Annotated in this window: 12 protein-coding genes and 2 pseudogenes; 9 read left to right on the forward strand and 5 right to left on the reverse strand. The window is 65.0% G+C overall.

From position 1 onward, the window contains the following. Window positions 1-131 precede the first annotated feature (131 nt). From istA to LGN19_RS35555, 3 genes and pseudogenes are all read left to right on the forward strand, one after another. Window positions 132-1637: an IS21 family transposase gene (gene istA / locus LGN19_RS35550; protein WP_122946804.1), complete on the forward strand. Its 1506-nt coding sequence runs from the start codon at window positions 132-134 to the stop codon at window positions 1635-1637. Next, window positions 1630-1959: pseudogene (locus tag LGN19_RS39980) on the forward strand (ATP-binding protein); the annotation flags it as partial. The gene istA and the pseudogene LGN19_RS39980, both read left to right, overlap by 8 nt. Next, a pseudogene (locus tag LGN19_RS35555) lies at window positions 1960-4800 on the forward strand (Tn3 family transposase); the annotation flags it as partial. A gap of 19 nt (window positions 4801-4819) precedes the next feature. On the opposite strand, the gene LGN19_RS35560 reads toward LGN19_RS35555, so the two are convergent. After that, entirely contained in the window at window positions 4820-5002 is a 183-nt protein-coding gene (locus LGN19_RS35560; protein WP_374105061.1) for a hypothetical protein, read from the reverse strand. A 656-nt stretch (window positions 5003-5658) separates the two neighbouring features. Continuing rightward, on the reverse strand, window positions 5659-6531 hold the full coding sequence (locus LGN19_RS35565; protein WP_098553541.1) for a slipin family protein: 873 nt from the start codon (window positions 6529-6531) through the stop codon (window positions 5659-5661). 327 nt (window positions 6532-6858) lie between these two features. On the opposite strand from LGN19_RS35565, the gene LGN19_RS35570 reads away from it, so the two are divergent. The 4 genes from LGN19_RS35570 to LGN19_RS35585 all read left to right on the forward strand — a co-directional run bounded on the left by LGN19_RS35570 (window position 6859) and on the right by LGN19_RS35585 (window position 17645). Next, on the forward strand, window positions 6859-7311 hold the full coding sequence (locus LGN19_RS35570; protein WP_175223243.1) for a type II toxin-antitoxin system HicB family antitoxin: 453 nt from the start codon (window positions 6859-6861) through the stop codon (window positions 7309-7311). A gap of 59 nt (window positions 7312-7370) precedes the next feature. After that, on the forward strand, window positions 7371-15995 hold the full coding sequence (locus tag LGN19_RS35575; RefSeq protein WP_226219820.1) for a GH36-type glycosyl hydrolase domain-containing protein: 8625 nt from the start codon (window positions 7371-7373) through the stop codon (window positions 15993-15995). A gap of 161 nt (window positions 15996-16156) precedes the next feature. Further along, on the forward strand, window positions 16157-16375 hold the full coding sequence (locus LGN19_RS35580; RefSeq protein ID WP_050780501.1) for a glycine zipper 2TM domain-containing protein: 219 nt from the start codon (window positions 16157-16159) through the stop codon (window positions 16373-16375). An 88-nt stretch (window positions 16376-16463) separates the two neighbouring features. Then, on the forward strand, window positions 16464-17645 hold the full coding sequence (locus LGN19_RS35585; protein ID WP_089448657.1) for a fatty acid desaturase: 1182 nt from the start codon (window positions 16464-16466) through the stop codon (window positions 17643-17645). A gap of 64 nt (window positions 17646-17709) precedes the next feature. Here LGN19_RS35585 and LGN19_RS35590 read toward each other — a convergent pair whose 3' ends face one another. Both LGN19_RS35590 and LGN19_RS35595 read right to left on the reverse strand, forming a co-directional pair. Further along, window positions 17710-17889, reverse strand: a complete 180-nt coding sequence (locus LGN19_RS35590) for a hypothetical protein (RefSeq protein WP_080001072.1) — start codon at window positions 17887-17889, stop codon at window positions 17710-17712. 52 nt (window positions 17890-17941) lie between these two features. Further along, window positions 17942-18214: a hypothetical protein gene (locus LGN19_RS35595; protein ID WP_098553545.1), complete on the reverse strand. Its 273-nt coding sequence runs from the start codon at window positions 18212-18214 to the stop codon at window positions 17942-17944. 263 nt (window positions 18215-18477) lie between these two features. On the opposite strand from LGN19_RS35595, the gene LGN19_RS35600 reads away from it, so the two are divergent. Together LGN19_RS35600 and LGN19_RS35605 are read left to right on the forward strand one after the other, a co-directional pair. After that, complete coding sequence (locus LGN19_RS35600) at window positions 18478-18672, forward strand: hypothetical protein (RefSeq protein ID WP_098553546.1); 195 nt, start codon at window positions 18478-18480, stop codon at window positions 18670-18672. Between the two features lie 69 nt (window positions 18673-18741). Then, the gene (locus LGN19_RS35605; RefSeq protein ID WP_175223256.1) at window positions 18742-19077 is read left to right on the forward strand and encodes a hypothetical protein; all 336 of its coding nucleotides are present in this window, start codon (window positions 18742-18744) and stop codon (window positions 19075-19077) included. A gap of 116 nt (window positions 19078-19193) precedes the next feature. On the opposite strand, the gene LGN19_RS35610 is transcribed toward LGN19_RS35605, so the two are convergent. Further along, a complete protein-coding gene (locus tag LGN19_RS35610) occupies window positions 19194-19370 on the reverse strand; it encodes a CsbD family protein (protein ID WP_175223245.1) in 177 nt (58 codons plus the stop codon). Window positions 19371-19411 lie beyond the last annotated feature (41 nt).

Consider the following 19411-nt stretch of genomic DNA (forward strand, 5'->3'; position numbering starts at 1 on the left):
TGTCGGAAAGACTCGGGTGTTGATGTCCGCGCAGAACTGACCCACTAGAGCTGGAAATTTTCATCGAATTTTGACCCACTTGATTGAATGCCCTGCTCAATCTTTGAGCAGGGGATACAAAGGTGATCACGGTGGGTATATTGGCCAAGATCAGGCGGATATATTTCCGCGAGAAGGTCCCGTTGCGCGAGATTGCGCGGCGTACGGGCCTGTCCCGAAACACGGTGCGCCGCTGGCTGCGGCAGACTGATGCCGTCGAGCCGAAGTATCCGAAGCGCGTCAGCCCGAGCGTCATCGACGACTGGGCCGCACAGCTGACAGGTTGGCTGCGTGCCGACAGTCATCGCCCGAAGCGTGACCGGCGCACCGCCCGGTTCATGTTCGAGGCGATCCGCGCCGAGGGTTACGCCGGCAGCTACGGCCGGGTGAGCGCGTTCGTGAGGCGTTGGCACGAGGAGCAGGCTGAGGCGCCTCGCAGGCAGGCCTTCGTGCCGCTCGCCTTCGAACCCGGCGAAGCCTTCCAGTTTGACTGGAGCTGCGAATACGCTTTTATTGGCGGGCTGCGGCGACGCCTGGAGGTCGCCCACGTCAAACTTAACTCCAGCCGCGCGTTCTGGCTCGTCGCCTATCCCACACAGAGTCACGAGATGCTGTTCGATGCGCACGCCCGCGCGTTCGCCGCGTTCGGCGGCGTGCCGCGGCGCGGCATCTACGACAACATGAAGACCGCCGTGGACAAGGTTGGCCGCGGCAAGGAGCGTGCGGTCAACGCGCGCTTCGAAGCGATGTGCAGTCACTACCTGTTCGAGCCGGAGTTCTGCAACCGGGCTGCAGGCTGGGAGAAAGGCATCGTCGAGAAGAACGTTCAGGACCGGCGACGTCAGATCTGGCACGAAGCAGCGCTACGGCGCTGGGAAACGCTGGAGATCCTGAACGAATGGGTCGCTGGTCAGTGTCGTGAGGCGTGGCACATGCGGCACCCGCAGTGGCCTGAGCTGACGGTCGAGGATGTGCTGCAGGACGAGCGTACCCGGCTGATGCCCAATCCACGGCCGTTTGACGGCTACATCGAGCAGACCCTGCGAGTCTCGTCGACCAGCCTGATTCACTTCCAGCGCAACCGCTACAGCGTGCCCACCGAGTACACGAACCAGCTGGTGAGCGTGCGCTGCTATCCGGCATATCTCAGCGTCGTCGCCAACGCCCAGGAGATCGCACGCCACGAACGCAGCTTCGAGCGGCACATGACCTTCTACGATTGGCGCCACTACGTCACGTTGGTCGAGCGCAAACCCGGCGCACTGCGCAACGGCGCGCCGTTCATCACGATGCCGCAGCCGCTGCAACTGCTGCAGCGGCATCTGCTGAAACACCCGGGCGGCGATCGCGTCATGACGCAGGTGCTCGCTGCGGTGCGCGAACACGGGCTCGATGCGGTGCTGCTCGCCGTACAGGCTGCGCTGGATTCAGGACGCCCCAGCGCAGAGCACGTCCTGAACGTGCTGAGCCGGCTGAAGGCGCCCGTCACGAATGGCAGCCTCGCCACGACGAAACTCCAGCTCAAGGAAGAGCCCGCGGCCGACGTGAGCCGTTACGAGACGCTGCGCGCCAACCCACCGGAGGATCGTCATGTCTAACGATATCGCGGCCCAGCTCAAGGGTCTTAAACTGCACGGCATGGCGAGCACGTGGCCGGAGCTGCTCGCGCAGTCGCGCCACACTGACTTCGAGCCGGAGCGCTTCATGAAGCAGCTGTTGATGGCTGAAACCGCCGAACGGCAGGTGCGCTCGATCGCCTATCAAATGACCGCTGCGCGCTTCCCGGCCCACCGCGACCTGAAGGGCTTCGACTTCGCGCAGGCACACGTCGACGAAGCGCTGGTGCGCGAACTGAGCGAGCTGTCGTTCCTCGAAAGCGCGCACAACGTCGTGTTCATCGGTGGTCCGGGCACTGGCAAGATCCTCGCGCAATTGAAGTTGTTGCAGCGCCTCGGGTACATGCCGGTGATCTCGGACGTGCCGCCGGCCATCATCGAACATGTGTGTGCTGTACTCGGTATCCGTCCGCTGCCGCGCGCGACCCTCGCGCGCTATGACCGCTCAGGCAGCAAATCCCGGCATCAGAAAATCCTTCGCGAGTTCGTCCGGATTCTCCCCGTCGACAGCGCCGCTCACACATGGCTGGCCAAATTAGCTGCCAATGCGGCCCGAACCAAGGCGGAATTGCCGGACATCGTCAACGTGATGCTGGAAGAGCTGGTTCGGCGCCGCTACGAACTGCCGCCGCTCGCGACGCTCACTCGGATCGCCAGCCAGGCTCGCAGCCAGCTCCATGAATCGATTTATCGCGCCTTCGTCGACTCGCTCGACGACACATTGAAGGAGCGTGTCGACGCGCTGTTTCTGAACCGGCGCGGCCGAACGCAATGGGACGAGCTCAAGCGCGAACCGAAGCGGCCCGGGCCGCGTGAAATTGCGAGCTTCCTCGAGCACATTCAGGCCATGAACGCGTTGGCCAACGGCTTGCCGCCTGTGCCGAACATGCTCTCGGTTCCGAAGCGCATGCAGTTCGTTACTGAGGCGCGTGCGCTCGATGTGCACGAAATGCGGGCGCTCAAGCCTGCCAAGCGCTATACACTCGCGCTGCTGTTCATGCTCGCGCAACGCCAGAAGGCGCTCGATGACGTCGCCGAGATTTTCATCAAGACCGTACGCAACCTCGAGCACACCGCCAAGCTTCGACTTCAGCAGTACCAGCTCGCGCATGCTGATCAGTTGCAGTCACTCGTCAGCCAGTTCCGCGACATCCTGAACGTGCTGCAGGATGATGAAACACCCGCGGCCATGCGCATCGCGCAGATGCGTGCCGCATTAAACGACGATCCCGATGCCGTCCTGATCCGCTGCAATGAGCATATCGCTCAAGCCGGCAATCATATCTTTCCGTTCCTGCTCGCACCGTACAAAAACCTGCGCTCGTTGCTGTTCCAATGTGTCGAGCAACTGTCGCTGAAGCCCAGCTCACAGGACGACGCCTTACTTCGGGCGCTCGAGTGGATCAAGCAACTGCGTATGTCGCGACGCGAATATCTGTTGCTCAGCGACACCGATCTCGCGCAATTGCCGCTCGACTGGCTCCCGGAAAAGTGGGAGCGATGCGTATTGCCGGATGGCCGAGCGGCGCGCCTGCTGCACCGGAAGTATTTCGAGCTCTGCGTGTTCAGCCAAGTCATGCGGGAACTCAATTCCGGCGACATCTTTGTCGAGGGCAGCGATCAATACGATGACCCGCGCGAACACCAGGTGTCGTGGGCCGAATTCCGCGAGGAATTGCCGCGCTACAGCGAACTCGTCGACTTCCCTGTCGACAGCCGGGCCTTCGTCCAGAAACTGAAAGATGAACTCTGCGCGCTGGCCGACAAGGTAGACGCGGGTTTCCCGGAAAATGACCACGTCGAGATCGGTGCGCAGGGTCTTATCCTCCACCGTCTCGACAAGAAACCCGATCCGCCCAACCGGACCTTGATCGATCAGGCAATCACTGCCTCGATGCGGCCGGTCAGCATCCTGGATATCCTCACCGAAACCGAGCAATGGCTTGATCTGCATCGGCTTTTCGGTCCGCTCTCGGGATTCGAGGCGAAGGTCGATGATCCGCGCAAACGCTTCATCACGACGCTGTTCTGCTACGGCTGTAACCTCGGACCGACGCAGACTGCACGCTCAGTCAAGAATCTGAGCCGCAAGCAGGTTGCGTGGCTGAACCTGAAGCACGTCACCGAAGAACGGCTCGACAAGGCGACCGTCAAGGTGATCAACGCGTATAACCAGTTCGCGTTGCCGAAATTCTGGGGCTCGGGTAAGCGGGTGTCGGCCGACGGCACGAAGTGGAATCTGTACGAACAGAACCTGCTGTCGGAATATCACATCCGGTACGGCGGCTATGGCGGGATCGGCTACTACCACGTGTCCGACATGTACATCGCGCTGTTCAGCCACTTCATCCCGTGCGGCGTGCACGAGGCAGTGTACATCCTCGACGGCCTGATCAAGAACGCCTCTGACGTGCAGCCCGATACCGTGCATGGCGACACGCACGCGCAAAGCGCGCCGGTGTTCGCGCTCGCGCATCTGCTCGGGATCAATCTGATGCCGCGCATCCGCGACATCAAGGAGTTGGTGTTCTACAAGGCCGATCGGCGCCGGCGCTACAAGAACATCGAATCGCTTTTCCGGGCGAGCATCGATTGGGGGCTGATCGAACGGCATTTCCCCGACATGTTGCGCGTCGCGGTGTCGATCAAGGCGGGACGGATGACACCGTCAACGATTCTGCGTCGCCTTGGCTCCGAGAGCGCCAAGAACAAATTGTACTTCGCCTTCCGCGAACTCGGCCGCGTGATCCGAACGATGTTTCTGCTGCGCTATATCGACGATCCGGAAATGCGTCAGACCATCCACGCGGCGACGAACAAGAGCGAGCAGTTCAACGACTTCGCGAAGTGGCTAATGTTCGGCGGCGAAGTGATCGCCGAAAATATCCGGCACGAGCAGCGCAAGGTCATCAAATACAACCAGCTCGTCGCGAACATGGTGATCCTGTACAACGTGCAATGGATGTCGCGCAAACTCAAGGCGCTGCAGGACAAGGGGCTACCGATCGACGCCGAGGTATTGCAGGCGCTCTCGCCGTATCGACGCGAACACATTAACCGGCTCGGCTCCTATCTGCTGGATCTCCAGCGGCGGGCGGCGCCCCTCGACCCAAGCATCGATTTCTCTTTTGAATCAGCCGCTTAAGGCAATTTTGGCGAAAATTTCACGAATCCCGGCCGACCCTCCCGTTGGCCGTGCCCGGTCGCTGCCTCACCGTCACCAGTCCGCACGCGCGCGCGAGCTGTCCGCTGCGCAGCATCGCCAGCTGGTCGGCCGGCTTCAGGCGATCGAGCGTTAGGCGATCGCGCAGCAGCGCCAAGGGGTGCCGGCCGAGCGTGAAGCCCATCGCGCGATAGGGGGAAATCTGGCGCTTCAGCCGGCTGTGCCGCCAAGACCCAATCGGGGTAACCTTGATTTCCGTGGAGTTCTCCGGTTAGAGCGCTCTAGACTGCATGCGGGTTTGCGACCCGCCCCCACTAAATATTGGTTTAAAATCAAATGGTTGTTGTCTGGGTGCCATGCCGGCGGGTTCGAGGCATACCGTCAAACCAACCGTTAATAGGAAATGAAAGCGCGCGAGTCTCCCGCAAGGTGATGCACCGTCATCGCGGCGCATGTCGGGTCAGTTGCCGACGCGAACCAGGCGAACTTCGTAGCAGCAGTCGCGTGGCGCGTCGGCGGCACCGTCTCGGTGACGAACCAGGTGCAATTCGAAGATCAGCCTTTGCGATATGAGCGCGGCCACTACCTTCTTGCCATGACACGTTCACGCAGGTTCAGCAATCGATGCTATATCAGGATCGACGGCCGATCTGGAATGAGTGTCGGACTGACCTTCGCCGCGACCATCCCCGCGTTGTAACGTGGTAAAGCGATTTCTGCCTCCTGCCCATGGTGGAGTATTCACAACAGACTCGCCATCAAATTGTAGGTGTACCCCGTTCTGGCAATGTCCGGGCGATCTGTGCAAGGCGTCGCAGGGGAGTGAATACGAGCTAGCGATTACGCCGCTGTCTTGAGCGAAGGCACGGGCGCGGCGCCCGCCGCGTCATGCCCGGCAATCGCAAGCGCGAGCACGGGATTCAGGCTGTCCACCATCGCGCTGGGAATCAGGATCGTCGCGCCGCGTTCCTTCGTCGTTTCGTAGATGATGTTCATCGCCCGCAACTGAAGCGCACCCGGATGATTTTCGTAGACCTGCGACGCTTCGACGAACTTGGCGGCGATTTCGGCCTCCGCCGAGCCGAGGATCACCCGTGCCTGCTTTTCGCGCTCGGCTTGCGCCTGCCGCGACATCGAATCCTGCAGCGCGACCGGGATCGCGACATCGCGGGTCTCGACCGAGCGGACAGTCACGCCCCATTCCACGGTCTTTCTGCCAATCTCGTCGCGCAAGTGCATGTCGGCCGCCTTGCGATCCGACAACAATGCAGCCAGCATCGATGCCCCGATCATTTCCCGCAGTGAGGTTTGCGCAACGCGGTCAATGGCTTGCCGGTAGTCGGTGATGGCGAGCGCGGCTTTCTGCGCGTCATGGACGTGCCAGAAAATCACGGCGTCGACGTTGACAGGAACGGTGTCTTTGGTCAGCGCTTGTTCGGCGTTGAAGGCGGTGGTTTGAATACGTTCGTCGATGATCGCGACAACGTTGTCCAGGATTGGAATGATCATGAAGAAACCGGCACCCTTGACGCTTTGCAACTTGCCAATCCGAAGGATCACGAACTTTTCCCAGACGTTGGCGACCCGCACGGACAACGCGATCAGTACCGCGACGATAAAAAGGGAGACCGCGAGATACAGGTAGCCCCACGCGCCGGCGGCGAATGCCGCGAGGACGAACGCAGCCGATAAAACGAGTGTGATGGGATTCATGGTGAGGCTCCGTTTGGGTGACAACGACCTGTCGGATGAGCGATGAAGCGCGCCGCATTCAGGTCGTCTTGGGCATTCTGGCAACAGGGACAGAGGCCCTTGATGTGAGTGTGCGCGCCATTGCAGTGCCGATCGGTACGGTGCCGTACCTCGATCGAGCGCGTTGTGCCTGACTGACCGGGTGGCGAGGCATCGGGCGATCCGGGGTGTGAACGGCGGGCAGGTCACCACGAAACGTGCCCCGCAGACTGTTCTTCAGCGTACCGACTCGTCGGGCCGCCGCGACGCATGATGACGTTCGTCGTCATTTTCTGTCGGGAGCGGTTCATGAAATTTCCGGTCTATATCACGCATCACGGGAATCCCCGCTATCGCGGCGCGCTTCCGGATTTTCCGGAAATCGATGTGGAGGGCGACTCGTATGGCGAGTTGCAGGCGGCCGCGGCGCGACAGGTCATGGCCTGCTATGACCGCTCCGCGCGTCTCGTGCCGCCGCCGACCACGGACATGGCGATATTGCAGGCGTCGGATGTCGACCGGGGTAACGGAATCTGGCGGTTCTTCGATATCGACCTGACCGGCGTGACCTCGAGTTCCGTGCGGATCGCGCTGTGCCTGCCGAAGCGCATCGTGCGCGACATCGACATGACGGCGAGCGCGCTGCGCATGACTCGCGACGCGTTCGTGTCGATGGCGTGCGCGAACGCCGCCGACCGATCCGCGCAGCATCGCGACGTGCGTTTCGAACCCGTCGCGAAATCGCTGTCGGAAGCGGGTTGATGGTGCGACGCACAGCGTATGACGCCGGACGGGTGGTGCGGTCATTGGGAGAAGGTGCGTTGAAGATTCACGTTGCGCGTGTTTCGCGACGCCGGACATCGCCATGGAGCAATGCACGGCCGATTCGCGAGGAGTTCTTCGGCGATGAACGGCTTGCGCAGCATGCGGGCAGTCTGGCGCGTGCGCAGAAGGTACTTCCCGGGGCGCCCTCTGGCCCGTCTCTGGCGACGCGGCTGAAGGACAACGCGGATCATCTGCTGAAGGCGTACCGGAATACGGTGGCCGCAGATGCGCGCGGCGAGGAAATCACGCCGGCAGCGGAGTGGCTGCTCGACAACTACTATCTCGTCGCGGAGCAGGTGCGGCAGATCCGCGACGATCTTTCCCCGCGCTATTACCGGCAACTGCCCAAGCTCGGCAATGGGCCGTTTGCCGGGTATCCGCGCGTATTCGAGATCAACTGGTCATTCGTCGCCCATACGGACAGCCGTTTCGATCCCGATATGCTGTGCCGCTTCATGCTCGCCTATCAGGCGGTGGAACCGCTGACGATCGGCGAACTGTGGGCAGTGGCGATCACGCTGCGGATCGTCTTGATCGAAAACCTGCGGCGGCTCGCGGACCAGATCATCGACGATCGGCACGCGCGACTCGACGCCGACGCGCTCGCGGATCGCCTGCTCGGCGAACGCGGGCAGGCACGGGTGGAAACGGAGCCGCTCGTCGCCCGTTATGAGCAGGCCGTATTGCACGATGCGTTCGCGGTGCAACTGATTCAGCGGCTGCATGATCCCGATCCGGCCGTCGCGCCGGCGCTGGCGTGGCTGCATCGGCACCTGGCGGCGCGCGGCGCGACGCCGGACCAGATCGTCGCCTCCGTCAACCATCAGCAGGGCGCCGCCAGCCTGACCGTGCGCAACGTGATCACCAGCATGCGGCTGATTTCGGAAGTGGACTGGACCGATCTGTTCGAGCGCATCAGCCTGGTCGATCAGGTGCTGCGCAGCCATCCGGGCTTCGCGGAGATGGATTTCCCCACGCGCAACCTGTATCGCGACGCGGTGGAAGCGCTTGCCCGCGGCGCGCCCGTCAGCGAACTCGAGATTGCCCGCCGCGTCGTCGCCGATGCAGCGGCGCAAGGGGCGAGCCGCGTGCCGGCCGCCGGCGCGGTGCCGGCCCGCGAGACGGACCCCGGTTACTACCTGCTGGCGGACGGCCGCACCGCGTTCGAGGCGGAGATCGGCTATCGGCCGCCCGTTGCGTTGTGGTTACGGCGCCTGACGCGCCACGCCGGTCTCGGCGGCTATCTCGGCCGTATCGGGCTGATTGCGGCACTGCTGCTCACGGCCATGCTGGCGTGGCTCACTCGCATCGAGCCACCCGGTCACTGGTTGATCTGGCTCGGCGTCGCCGGCCTGCTACCCGCGCTGGATACCGCGGTCGCGCTCGTCAATCGCAGCGTGATGCGCGATGTCGGTGCGAAGATCCTGCCCGGCCTCGCCTTGCTCGACGGCATTCCGCCGGGCCTGCGCACGATGGTCGCCGTGCCGGTGCTGCTGACGACGGAAGCGGCGCTCGGCGAGCAGATCGAGCAACTGGAAATTCATCACCTGGCGAGCCCTGACGGCGCGCTTTACTTCGCCTTGCTCTCCGACTGGGTGGACGCGCCCACCCCGCACGCAGACAGCGACGACGGGCTGCTGGCATCCGCGGTGGCGGGTATCGACCGGTTGAATCGCCTTTATCCGGCGGCGCCGGGCGAGGGCGAGCGCTTTCTGCTGCTGCACCGCAAGCGCGTGTGGAACGACGGCGAACGGTGCTGGATGGGCTGGGAGCGCAAGCGCGGCAAGCTGCACGAGCTGAACCGGTTGCTGCGCGGGGCGTCGGACACGACATTCATCTCGCTGGCAGGCAGGCCGCCGCGCGTGCCGCCTGACGTGCGCTACGTGATCACGCTCGATGCCGATACGCGGTTGCTGCGCGATACCGTGCGCCGCCTGATCGGCAAGATGGCGCACCCGCTCAACCGGCCGGTATTCGATTCGGCGAGCCGGCGCATCGTCGAAGGCTACGGCGTGCTTCAGCCGCGCGTCACGTCGTCCCTCGCAAGCGGTGACGAGGGGTCGCTGTTCCAGCGCGTGTCGTCGAGCGCGCACGGCATCGATCCCTACGTGTCGGCCGTATCGGATGTCTACCAGGATCTGTTCGACGAAGGCTCCTATGCGGGCAAGGGCATCTACGACGTCGACGCGTTCGAGGCGGTGCTCGCCGGCCGCGTGCCGGAGAACACGGTGCTCAGTCACGATCTGTTCGAAGGCATTTTCGCGCGGGCCGGGCTGGCGTCGGATGTCGAGGTCGTCGAAGCGTCGCCGTCCCGCTACGACGTCGCGGCGGGACGCCTGCACCGGTGGGCGCGCGGGGACTGGCAGCTCCTGCCTTGGTTGATTTCCGGCCATGAACGGCTGACGGCGGTCGGCCGCTGGAAGATGCTGGACAACCTGCGCCGCACGCTCACGGCGCCCGCCATGCTGATCGCGCTACTGGCCGGATGGATGCAGCCGCTCCCCGTATCGCTGGGCTGGAGCGCCTTCGTGCTGGTGATGATCGCGCTGCCGTTCCTGTTGCCCGTATTGAGCGGACTGGTGCCGCGCTGGCGGCGCACGCATGTCAGGATGACGACGCGCAGCGTGCTCCATGCGTGGTCGATGGAGCTGCGCTTCGCGTTGACGCGGTTCGGCCTGTCGATCGTCATGCTGCCGCAGCAGGCGTGGTCGATGGGCGACGCGATCGCGCGTACGCTGTTTCGCTTGGGGATCAGCCGTCGCCACCTGCTCGAATGGACGACAGCGGCCGCAGCGGGCGCGCGCGACCGGCGGACCCTCGCGTCCACCTATCTGCAAATGCGCGGCGGCGTGACGCTCGCGCTGCTTGCTGCGGCTGCCAGCCTGACGGCGGGCTGGCGCTTCGATCGTCATACGGGCTGGCTGGCCGTGCCGTTCGCACTCGTCTGGCTCGCCGCGCCGGCGATCGCGTATTGGCTGAGCCGTGCACCACGGCCGGCGGGCGAACTGGCGGTGACCCCGCACGATGCGCGTCAACTGCGGCTCGACGCGCGCCGGACCTGGCGTTATTTCGAGACGTTCGTGACGGCGGACGATCAGATGCTGCCGCCGGACAATTTCCAGGAGGACCCGAAGCCCGTTTGTGCGCGCCGGACTTCGCCCACCAATATCGGGCTGTACCTGTTGTCCGTCGTCAGCGCCCGCGAGTTCGGCTGGCTCGGCACGCAGGACGCGGTGTCGCGGCTGGAGGCGACGCTCGCGACGATGCGGCTGATGTCGCGCTATCGGGGCCATTTCTACAACTGGTACGACACGCGCGACCTGCGGCCTCTCGAGCCGCGGTATGTATCGTCGGTCGACAGCGGCAATCTCGCCGGGCACCTGATCGCGCTCGGCAACGGTTGCCGGGCGTGGGCGAATCAGCCCGCTGGCGTGGGACGGCAGGCCGCGCATGAAGGGATCGGCGATACGCTGGCGCTGTTGCGCAAGGCCGTGTGCCGAAATGGCGACGTCCGGACGGCCTTGCACGGTGAATTCGAGCGGGCCGCGACCGAACTGGAGGACACGCTCGCCGCGACGGATGGCCGCGCCGCGACGGAATGGAACGCGATCACGATCCTCGCTGCGACAGTCGCCGACGTCGCGCGCGCGCTGATGGACGAGGTCGGCCGGGTGCGGGGCGGCGACGTCGACGACGTGCTGTTCTGGGCGCAGGCGCTGGAGCATGGGGTGCAAGGGCATTGTCGTGACGCGACGCGCACGCCGGACGAAGCGGACGTGCTGAACAAGCGTCTTCAGGTGCTGGCCGATTCCGCGTTGCAGATGGCCTATGCGATGGAGTTCGGCTTTCTGCTCGACCCGGTGCGGAACCTGCTTTCGATCGGCTATGCCGTGGCCGACGGCCAGCGCGATCCCGGCAACTACGACCTGCTGGCGTCGGAGGCTCGCCTGGCGAGCTTCGTCGCGATCGCGAAAGGGGATGTCCCGGCGCGCCACTGGTTCCGGCTCGGCCGCCTGGCGACGCCGATCGGGCACGGCGCCGCGCTGGTCTCGTGGTCGGGATCGATGTTCGAATACCTGATGCCGTCGCTCGTGATGCGCGCGCCGGACAGCAGCCTGCTCGCGCGGACCAACCATCTGGTGGTGCGTCGGCAGATCGCCTACGGCGACGGGCTGCGGCTGCCGTGGGGCATGTCCGAGTCGGCGTACAACACGCGCGACATCGAGCTGACCTATCAGTATTCGAGCTTCGGCGTGCCGGAGCTGGGGCTCAAGCGCGATCTCGACCAGAATCTGGTGGTCGCGCCCTATGCGACCGCGCTGGCGGCGATGGTCGCGCCGCATGCCGCCGCGTGCAACTTCGAACGGCTGCGCACGGCCGGCGCGTGCGGGCGCTTCGGCTTCTACGAAGCGCTCGACTATACGCCCGCACGCGTGCCGGAAGGTGTGCCGGTTGCCATCGTGCAGGCGTTCATGGCGCATCACCAGGGCATGTCGATCGTGGCGATCGCCAATGCGTTGCTGGGCGGGCGCATTCGCACCTTCTTCCATGCGGAACCGGCCGTTCGAGCCACCGAGCTGCTGTTGCAGGAGCGGGTGCCGGGCCGGGTCGCGGCAGGGCGGCCGCGGGTCGACACGCGCCCCGCCGGCAGGATGCATGGGATCGATGCCGGCGTGGCGCGGCGCCTGCTGTCCGCGAACGATCCCGCCCCCGTCACGCATCTGCTGTCCAACGGCCGCTATGCCGTGATGCTCACGGCCGCGGGGTCCGGCTACAGCCGTCGCGACGATCTGGCCGTTACGCGCTGGCGGGAGGACGCGACGCGCGACGATTGGGGCAGCTATCTGTATCTGCGAGACGCCGAGAGCGGTGACGTCTGGTCGGCCACATGGCAGCCCACTGGCGTGGTACCGGACAGCTACGACGTGACGTTCACCGAGGATCGCGCCGAGTTCGTGCGTCGCGACGGCACCTTGACGACGTCGCTCGAGGTGGTGGTATCCGCCGAGGACGACGCAGAGGTGCGTCGAGTGTCGGTAGCCAACACGGGCACCCGGCCGCGCGTGATCGAATTCACGTCGTACGCGGAAATCGTGCTCGCGCCGGCCGCCGCCGATCACGCGCATCCTGCATTCTCGAAGCTGTTCATCGAGACCGAGTACATGCCGGCATCCGGCGCCATCCTGGCGACGCGCCGCAAGCGCGCGCCGAACGAGGCGGAGGTTTGGGCCGCTCATCTGGCGGTGACTGTCGGCGAAACCGTCGGCGCGGAAGAATTCGATACCGATCGATTGCGTGTCATCGGACGCGGACGCAGCGTTCGCTTGCCGCTTGCGCTGACCGAACGGCGTGCGCTGAGCGCTTCCGAAGGCGCGGTGCTGGACGCGGCGTTCACGTTGCGGCGGCAACTGCGCATCGAGCCGGGCGCGAAGGCGAGCATCGTCTACTGGACCATCGTCGCGGATTCGCGCACGCAGTTGCTCGATCTGGTCGACAAGCATCGCGACGGCGAATCGTTCGCGCGTGCGGCGATGCTCGCGTGGACCCAGGCGCAGGTGCAGCTGCGGCACAGCGCGGTGAGCCTTGACGAGGCCGCGTTGTTCCAGCAGCTGGCCGGATACATGCTCTACAGCGATGCGTCGATGCGGCCGGGCTCCGCGGCGCTGCTGCGCCATGCGGCGGCGGTATCGGCGGCGGGCGGCGTGGGCGCGTCGCCGTTATGGACGCATGGCGTATCGGGGGATCTGCCGATACTGCTGGTCCGGATCGACGACATCGAGCACGTCGCCATGGTGCGGCAGTTGATTCGCGCGCACGAGTACTGGCGGATGAAGCGGCTCGAGGTCGATCTGGTCATCATCAACGAGCGCGCGGCGTCGTATGTGCAGGATTTGCAGGCGGCGCTCGAGGGGCTGGTGCGGCCCCGGCAGCCGCCGGGCGAAGCCGGACGCGGCAGTATTTTCGTGCTGCGCGAGGACCTGATGGCGGTGGCGGCGCGCGCGCTGTTTCCGGCGGTTGCGCGGGCCGTGCTTGCCGCGCGCAACGGCCGGCTGGTGGATCAATTGCGGCGCCTCGGGGCGTCGCCGCTGCCCGCGCGCCCGGATGCCGCGAGCCCGCCGTTGCTGCCGCCTGCGAATCCGTCACCGAAGGGCGCACAGGCCGGCGCCGGTCTCGAATACTTCAACGGCATCGGCGGTTTCGCGCGCGGCGGCCGCGAATACGTCGTGATCCTGCAGCCCGGTCAATGCACGCCGATGCCGTGGGTCAACGTCGTCGCGAATCCGTCGTGCGGCTTCCTGACATCGGCGGAGGGGGGCGGCTATACCTGGGTGACGAACAGCCGCGAGCATCCGCTGACGCCGTGGTCGAACGACCCGGTCACCGATCCGCCGAGCGAAGTGTTCTACATCCGCGACGACGAGACGGGCGTGCGCTGGGGGCCGCAGGCGGGTTCGATCGGCGACGACGCGCCGAGCGCGAGCGCTTTCGTGGCGAGTCATGGCCAGGGCTACAGCCGGTTTGCGCATTCCGCCGCCGACGTCGCCGTCGAGTTGCTGCAGTTCGTGCCGCTGGCCGATCCTGTCAAGATTTCCCGGCTGACGTTGCGCAACCTGTCGAGTCGGCGCCGCCGGCTGTCCGTCGCCACCTATGCGGAGTGGGCGCTGGGGGCGCCGCGCAGCGTCGCGGCGCCCCACACCGCGAGCGAGATCGATCCGCCGACCGGCGCGATGTTTGCCCGCAACGACTGGAGTCAGGTGTATCGCGGCAGCGTGGCGTTCGCCGATTTATGCGGCCTGCAAACCTCGTGGAGCGCGGACCGGCGCGAGTTCATCGGCCGCAATGGCGTCCTGAGCGATCCCGCCGGTTTTCCGGGCAGGGCCGGCGCGTCGCCGTTGTCGGGCCGCGTCGGCGCCGGGCTCGACCCGTGTGCCGCGTTGCAGACCACGGTCGATCTCGAACCCGGCGGCAGCGTCGAAATCGTCTTGCTGCTCGGCGAAGGCGCCGATGCGGCAGCGGCGCGACAGTTGATCGCGCATTACCGTCAGGCGGATCTCGACGCGATATTCGCCGCCGTGACGGCGTTCTGGGACGAGACGCTCGGCGCCGTTCAGGTCGAAACGCCCGATCGCGCGATGGATCTGATGCTGAATCGCTGGCTGCTGTACCAGACGCTGTCGTGCCGGATCTGGGCGCGTGCGGGCTTCTATCAGGCGAGCGGCGCGTACGGTTTTCGCGACCAGCTGCAGGACGGCATGGCGCTCACGGTCGCCCGCCCGGCCCTGACGCGCGAGCATCTGTTGCGGGCGGCGGCGCGCCAGTTTCCCGAGGGCGACATGCAGCACTGGTGGCTGCCCGAAAGCGGCAGCGGCGTACGCACGCGGATCTCCGACGATCGCGTCTGGCTCGCCCATGCGGTTGCGCACTACGTCGACGTCAGCGGCGACCGCGCGATTCTCGATGCGTCGATCCCGTTCATCGACGGGCGACCGCTGGCCGCCGACGAGCACGACGCGTTCTTCATCCCGCGCGTCTCGGAAACGAGCGCGTCGCTGTTCGACCATTGCGTGCGCGGGCTGCAGTCGAGTCTCGCGCAGGTCGGCGAGCATGGCCTGCCGCTGATCGGCACGGGCGACTGGAACGACGGCATGAACCGGGTTGGCGAGGCCGGGCGGGGCGAAAGCGTCTGGCTCGGGTGGTTCCTGCATGCGACGCTCACGGCGTTCGCCCCGCTCGCCACGGCGCGCGGCGCGGGCGAACTGGCGGCGCGCTGGCTGACGCGCGCCGGCGCGTTGCGCGATGCGCTTGCCGATGCGGGGTGGGATGGCGAGTGGTATCGGCGTGGCTACTTCGACGACGGTACGCCGCTCGGCTCCGCCGGCAACGCCGAATGTGCGATCGACGCGATCGCGCAGTCGTGGAGCGTGCTGTCGGGCGCGGCGGACCCGGCGCGCGCCGCGCAGGCTATGGACGCGCTGGAGGCGCGGCTGATCCGCCGCGACGATGGCTTGGCATTGCTGTTCGCGCCGCCGTTCGATCGATCGCCGGTCGATCCTGGCTATATCAAGGGCTATCCGCCGGGCATCCGGGAAAACGGCGGCCAGTACACGCATGCGGCCACGTGGTCGGTGCTTGCGTTTGCGCAAATGGGTGACGGAGATCGCGCCGCGAAGCTGTTCGCGCTGCTCAATCCGGTCAATCGCAGCCGCACGCGCAGCGGCGCGAATCGTTATCGGGTGGAGCCGTACGTGGTCGCGGCCGACGTCTATTCGGTCGCGCCGCATGTCGGCCGCGGCGGATGGACCTGGTACACCGGCTCGGCGGGCTGGCTTTATCGTGCGGGCGTCGAAGGCCTGCTCGGCCTGCGCAGGCATGGCGACATGCTGTCCATTCAACCGTGCATACCGCGATCCTGGCCGGGCTTCAGGGCAACGCTGCGCCACGGGGCGTCGCACTACGACATCGTCGTCGAGAATCCGGACGACGTCAGCGGCGGCGTGTCCCGCCTCGTCGTGGATGGCGTGCGGCTCGCCGCCGGAGAAGCGATGGTGCGACTCGTGGACGACGGTCGGCGTCACAGCGTGGTCGTGACGCTGGGGGCGGCGCAAGCGGTGCTTCTGTGAGGCGACGGGGCGGCATCCGGGCCGGTACGTTAGCGGACGGACTGCGCGCGATTCACCGCCCATCATGAACCGACGTCCCGAATTTCATCGGGATGTCAGCGCATGGGCTTCCGTGCGTCGTGCCGGATCGGACGGCGCGGCGGCAACCCGAGGGGATGATCATGAGAAAGCTACATTCCATGGCAGTCGAGATGGCGATCGTCACGTTGACGATCGTCGTGCTGGCGGGTTGCGGCGGTATGTCTCGCCGCGGAACGGATACCGTGATCGGGGCGGGTGTCGGTGGCGTCGCCGGCGCGGTCCTGACGGGCGGCAGTGCGTTGGGCACGGTGGGCGGCGCGGCCGTCGGCGGCGTTGTCGGCAACCAGGTCGGGAAATAGGCCGGCCGACGGGCAGGGAATCGGCACGCGCACTCGCCGTCGCGGCGAAGCGCGCGCGGATACATGCGTGACCCGGAGTGCGACCGGTATGTCGGCATTTCTCCTGAACGGCGAGCTGAGGCTGTCCTGGTGGCAGCTTGCGGGAGTCGTGTTCGCGCTCACGCATGTCACCATCATCAGCGTGACCGTGTACCTGCACCGCTGTCAGGCGCATCGGGCGCTGGATCTGCGCCCGTGCGTCAGCCACTTTTTCCGGTTCTGGCTGTGGTTGACGACCGGCATGCTGACCCTGCAGTGGGTCGCGGTGCATCGCAAGCATCACGCGAGAAGCGAGACCCCGGAGGATCCGCATAGCCCGCGAACCCGTGGCCTCGCGACCGTGCTGCTTCGCGGCGCGGAACTGTACCGGGAGGCAGTGCGGAACGAGGAGACGCTGCGCCGGTATGGATCGGGTACGCCCGACGACTGGCTCGAACGCCACGTCTATGCCCGCTATCCGAATCTCGGCGTCGGGCTGCTCGCCGTGATCGACGTCGGGCTGTTCGGGCTCCCCGGCGTGGCGGCGTGGGCGATCCAGATGATGTGGATTCCGTTCTGGGCCGGCGGCGTAGTCAACGGTTGCGGCCACTTCAGCGGGTATCGGAATTTTGCGACGCTCGATGCGAGCACCAACATTTTCCCGCTGGGCATCCTGATCGGCGGGGAAGAACTGCATAACAATCACCACGCATACGTGACGTCCGCGAGGCTGTCGAACCGATGGTTCGAGTTCGACATCGGCTGGCTGTACATCCGCCTGCTGGCGGCGTTGAGACTGGCGACCGTTCGGCGACTCGCAACGAAGCCGCGCCTGCTTCCGAACAAGGCAGTGGTCGACGATGCAACGCTGCAAGCGGTTATCCGCAACCGCCATGCGGTGATGGCCGCCTATGCGCGCATGCTCGAACCCGCCTGCCGGCGGGAACTGCGCCGCATGAAGGACATGAGCCGCGACGACAAGCGCGCGTTCGCGCTCGCCATGAAACGCTGGCTGCGCCAGGCCTGGGGCCATCGAGGCAAGCCCGATCTGCGGGCGCTGACGAGCCCCAATGCCAATCGGCGAATGCGCGTGTACGTCGATATGTACGAGGCGTTGCTCGAGCTATGGACGTGGTCGCACGCGTCGCACGAGCAATTGCTGGTTCAGTTGCAGGATTGGTGCCGTTGCGCGGAGCAGAGCGGTATCAAGGCGATTGCCGATTTCTCGATGCGCCTGCGCCGGTATGCGTGATCCCGGCACGCCGGTGACCCACCATGCGGGACCGGCATGCCACAGTGTGCGGCGCAAGCGCCGCTCATCTCGCCCGATTGTCTGGGTGCGAATAACGCCACTTGCTTGCATTGGAATTGATGCCGGCATCCTGGCGGATGCGCTTTTCGGCGCGTTCGACGTCGGCACGGGCCAGATCATCCCGCTGCTTTTGCCGGGTCGCGTCATCGCGCCGATCGATTGAGGTGCCTGAGTGATATTTCATGGATTGCTCCTGAGTGAGGTGTGCTCGCGTCGGGCCGGATGCGGCGGACGAATCAGATCGCCGCAGGGGCGATCTTGCCGTCCACGATGTCCTTGCCGAATTGCATCGCCAGGTCGAGTGCGAGCGCCGCCGTTTGCGGAGCGCCATGCTCGAAAATGGTCGAGTAACGCGGTGCCGTTGCGGAGGTAGCCGGAATCGTGTCGATGCGCACGATTGAAGCAAAACGCTTCGGGCCGGGAGCGTGGGGATCGCCGAACGGCGGGAAAAGCATTTGTGAATAGACGCGGAGTTCATGTCCGCGATATTCGAGCGTGGGGATGGTCATGATTTGCTCCTGACAGAGCAACGGTTGGCGCCGAAGGATTCAAGGGCGCCGATGCCTTGGCAACAAACCGGCAGGTATCTTCAGTGTGCACGCTCGGCCATGGTTTCGCAATAACAATATCGGATGCCGAAGCATATTTTCGATGCGGGTCAATCACCGGGTTGCGGTGCGGTTGCGGAAGAATCTGCTTCCAAATAGTCGATACCGTACAGACCGACGCGCGTCTTCCGGTTCACGATGAACTCAACACCGAGGAGGCCGCCATGTGCATCCCACTTTCACTCGAGGTCGTCGAGACCCTCAAATCGCTTGATCGAATTCCGGATTCCCAGGCTGATATTCCACGCGCCATAGCCGATGAACTATTGGCTCACGGGCTTGCATACGAGTCGCGCACCGGCGGTTCGATCAACATGACGGCGGCAGGCCGTCTGTGGCTGAATCGGTGTGCGGACTAGCGCGCATGCGTCGACCAGGCGAGACCGGATTTTGTCCTGCACAACGATTCATGGATCCATGAGGCAATGATGAAAACCCAATCTACACGATGGTTTGCGCTGGACCAATACGCGCCCGTTCGCGACGGATGGTATGAAGTGCGACTGGTGAGCGGCAACACGGCGTTTGCGAAGTTTGGCGATGGCGAATGGACGGAAAGGCCGATGCTTACCTTTACGCGCTGGCGAGGCTTGCGCTCCGATCCGGCCAAGTCGGGCGATGCAGTGGATGCGACCGCAGATGCGACCGCGGCGAAAGGTGTCCGGGACGCGTGGGACGCGTTCTTTCCCGGCGTGGGAAACGAGCAGCACAAGCCGCTTGCCGCTGCGCATGGCGACAACCCCCGACGCATTGCGGCATCGTGACGGTCAGTCGGGAAGCGGGTATCGCCGGATGTTGCCTGCACGCGCGGTCAACATCCAGTGAATCCGCATCACGTTGCCCGATCGCGCGGCGCTACGGAACCGTTCGAGCGAACCCCCTACGGCCGCTTCCTGAATTGCTCCTTCGCGTCACCGAATGACGCTTGTGTCTTTCCGACGACCTGCTCGACCGTGCCCTGCATTCTGGTCGATCGATTTCCCATGATCCTGCCGACCATTTCCTTCAGTTTGCCTTTCGCTTCCGCGATGCGGCCTTTCACCTGATCCCTGTTCATTACACTGCTCCTTGACATGGGGCGCCTGCTCGATCGGTACG

Origin of the sequence: Burkholderia sp. AU30198 (assembly GCF_020419825.1) — a bacterium.
In the GTDB taxonomy this organism is placed as follows: Bacteria; Pseudomonadota; Gammaproteobacteria; order Burkholderiales; family Burkholderiaceae; genus Burkholderia.

Excerpts from the sequence above, each read along its gene's own strand:
- LGN19_RS35605 (WP_175223256.1), top strand. The coding sequence starts at position 18,742 with ATGAAAACCCAATCTACACGATGGTTTGCGCTGGACCAATACGCGCCC.
- LGN19_RS35590 (WP_080001072.1), bottom strand. The coding sequence starts at position 17,889 with ATGAAATATCACTCAGGCACCTCAATCGATCGGCGCGATGACGCGACC.
- LGN19_RS35560 (WP_374105061.1), bottom strand. The coding sequence starts at position 5,002 with ATGGGCTTCACGCTCGGCCGGCACCCCTTGGCGCTGCTGCGCGATCGC.
- LGN19_RS35600 (WP_098553546.1), top strand. The coding sequence starts at position 18,478 with ATGTGCATCCCACTTTCACTCGAGGTCGTCGAGACCCTCAAATCGCTT.
- LGN19_RS35585 (WP_089448657.1), top strand. The coding sequence starts at position 16,464 with ATGTCGGCATTTCTCCTGAACGGCGAGCTGAGGCTGTCCTGGTGGCAG.
- LGN19_RS35610 (WP_175223245.1), bottom strand. The coding sequence starts at position 19,370 with ATGAACAGGGATCAGGTGAAAGGCCGCATCGCGGAAGCGAAAGGCAAA.
- LGN19_RS35565 (WP_098553541.1), bottom strand. The coding sequence starts at position 6,531 with ATGAATCCCATCACACTCGTTTTATCGGCTGCGTTCGTCCTCGCGGCA.
- LGN19_RS35570 (WP_175223243.1), top strand. The coding sequence starts at position 6,859 with ATGAAATTTCCGGTCTATATCACGCATCACGGGAATCCCCGCTATCGC.
- LGN19_RS35595 (WP_098553545.1), bottom strand. The coding sequence starts at position 18,214 with ATGACCATCCCCACGCTCGAATATCGCGGACATGAACTCCGCGTCTAT.
- LGN19_RS35580 (WP_050780501.1), top strand. The coding sequence starts at position 16,157 with ATGAGAAAGCTACATTCCATGGCAGTCGAGATGGCGATCGTCACGTTG.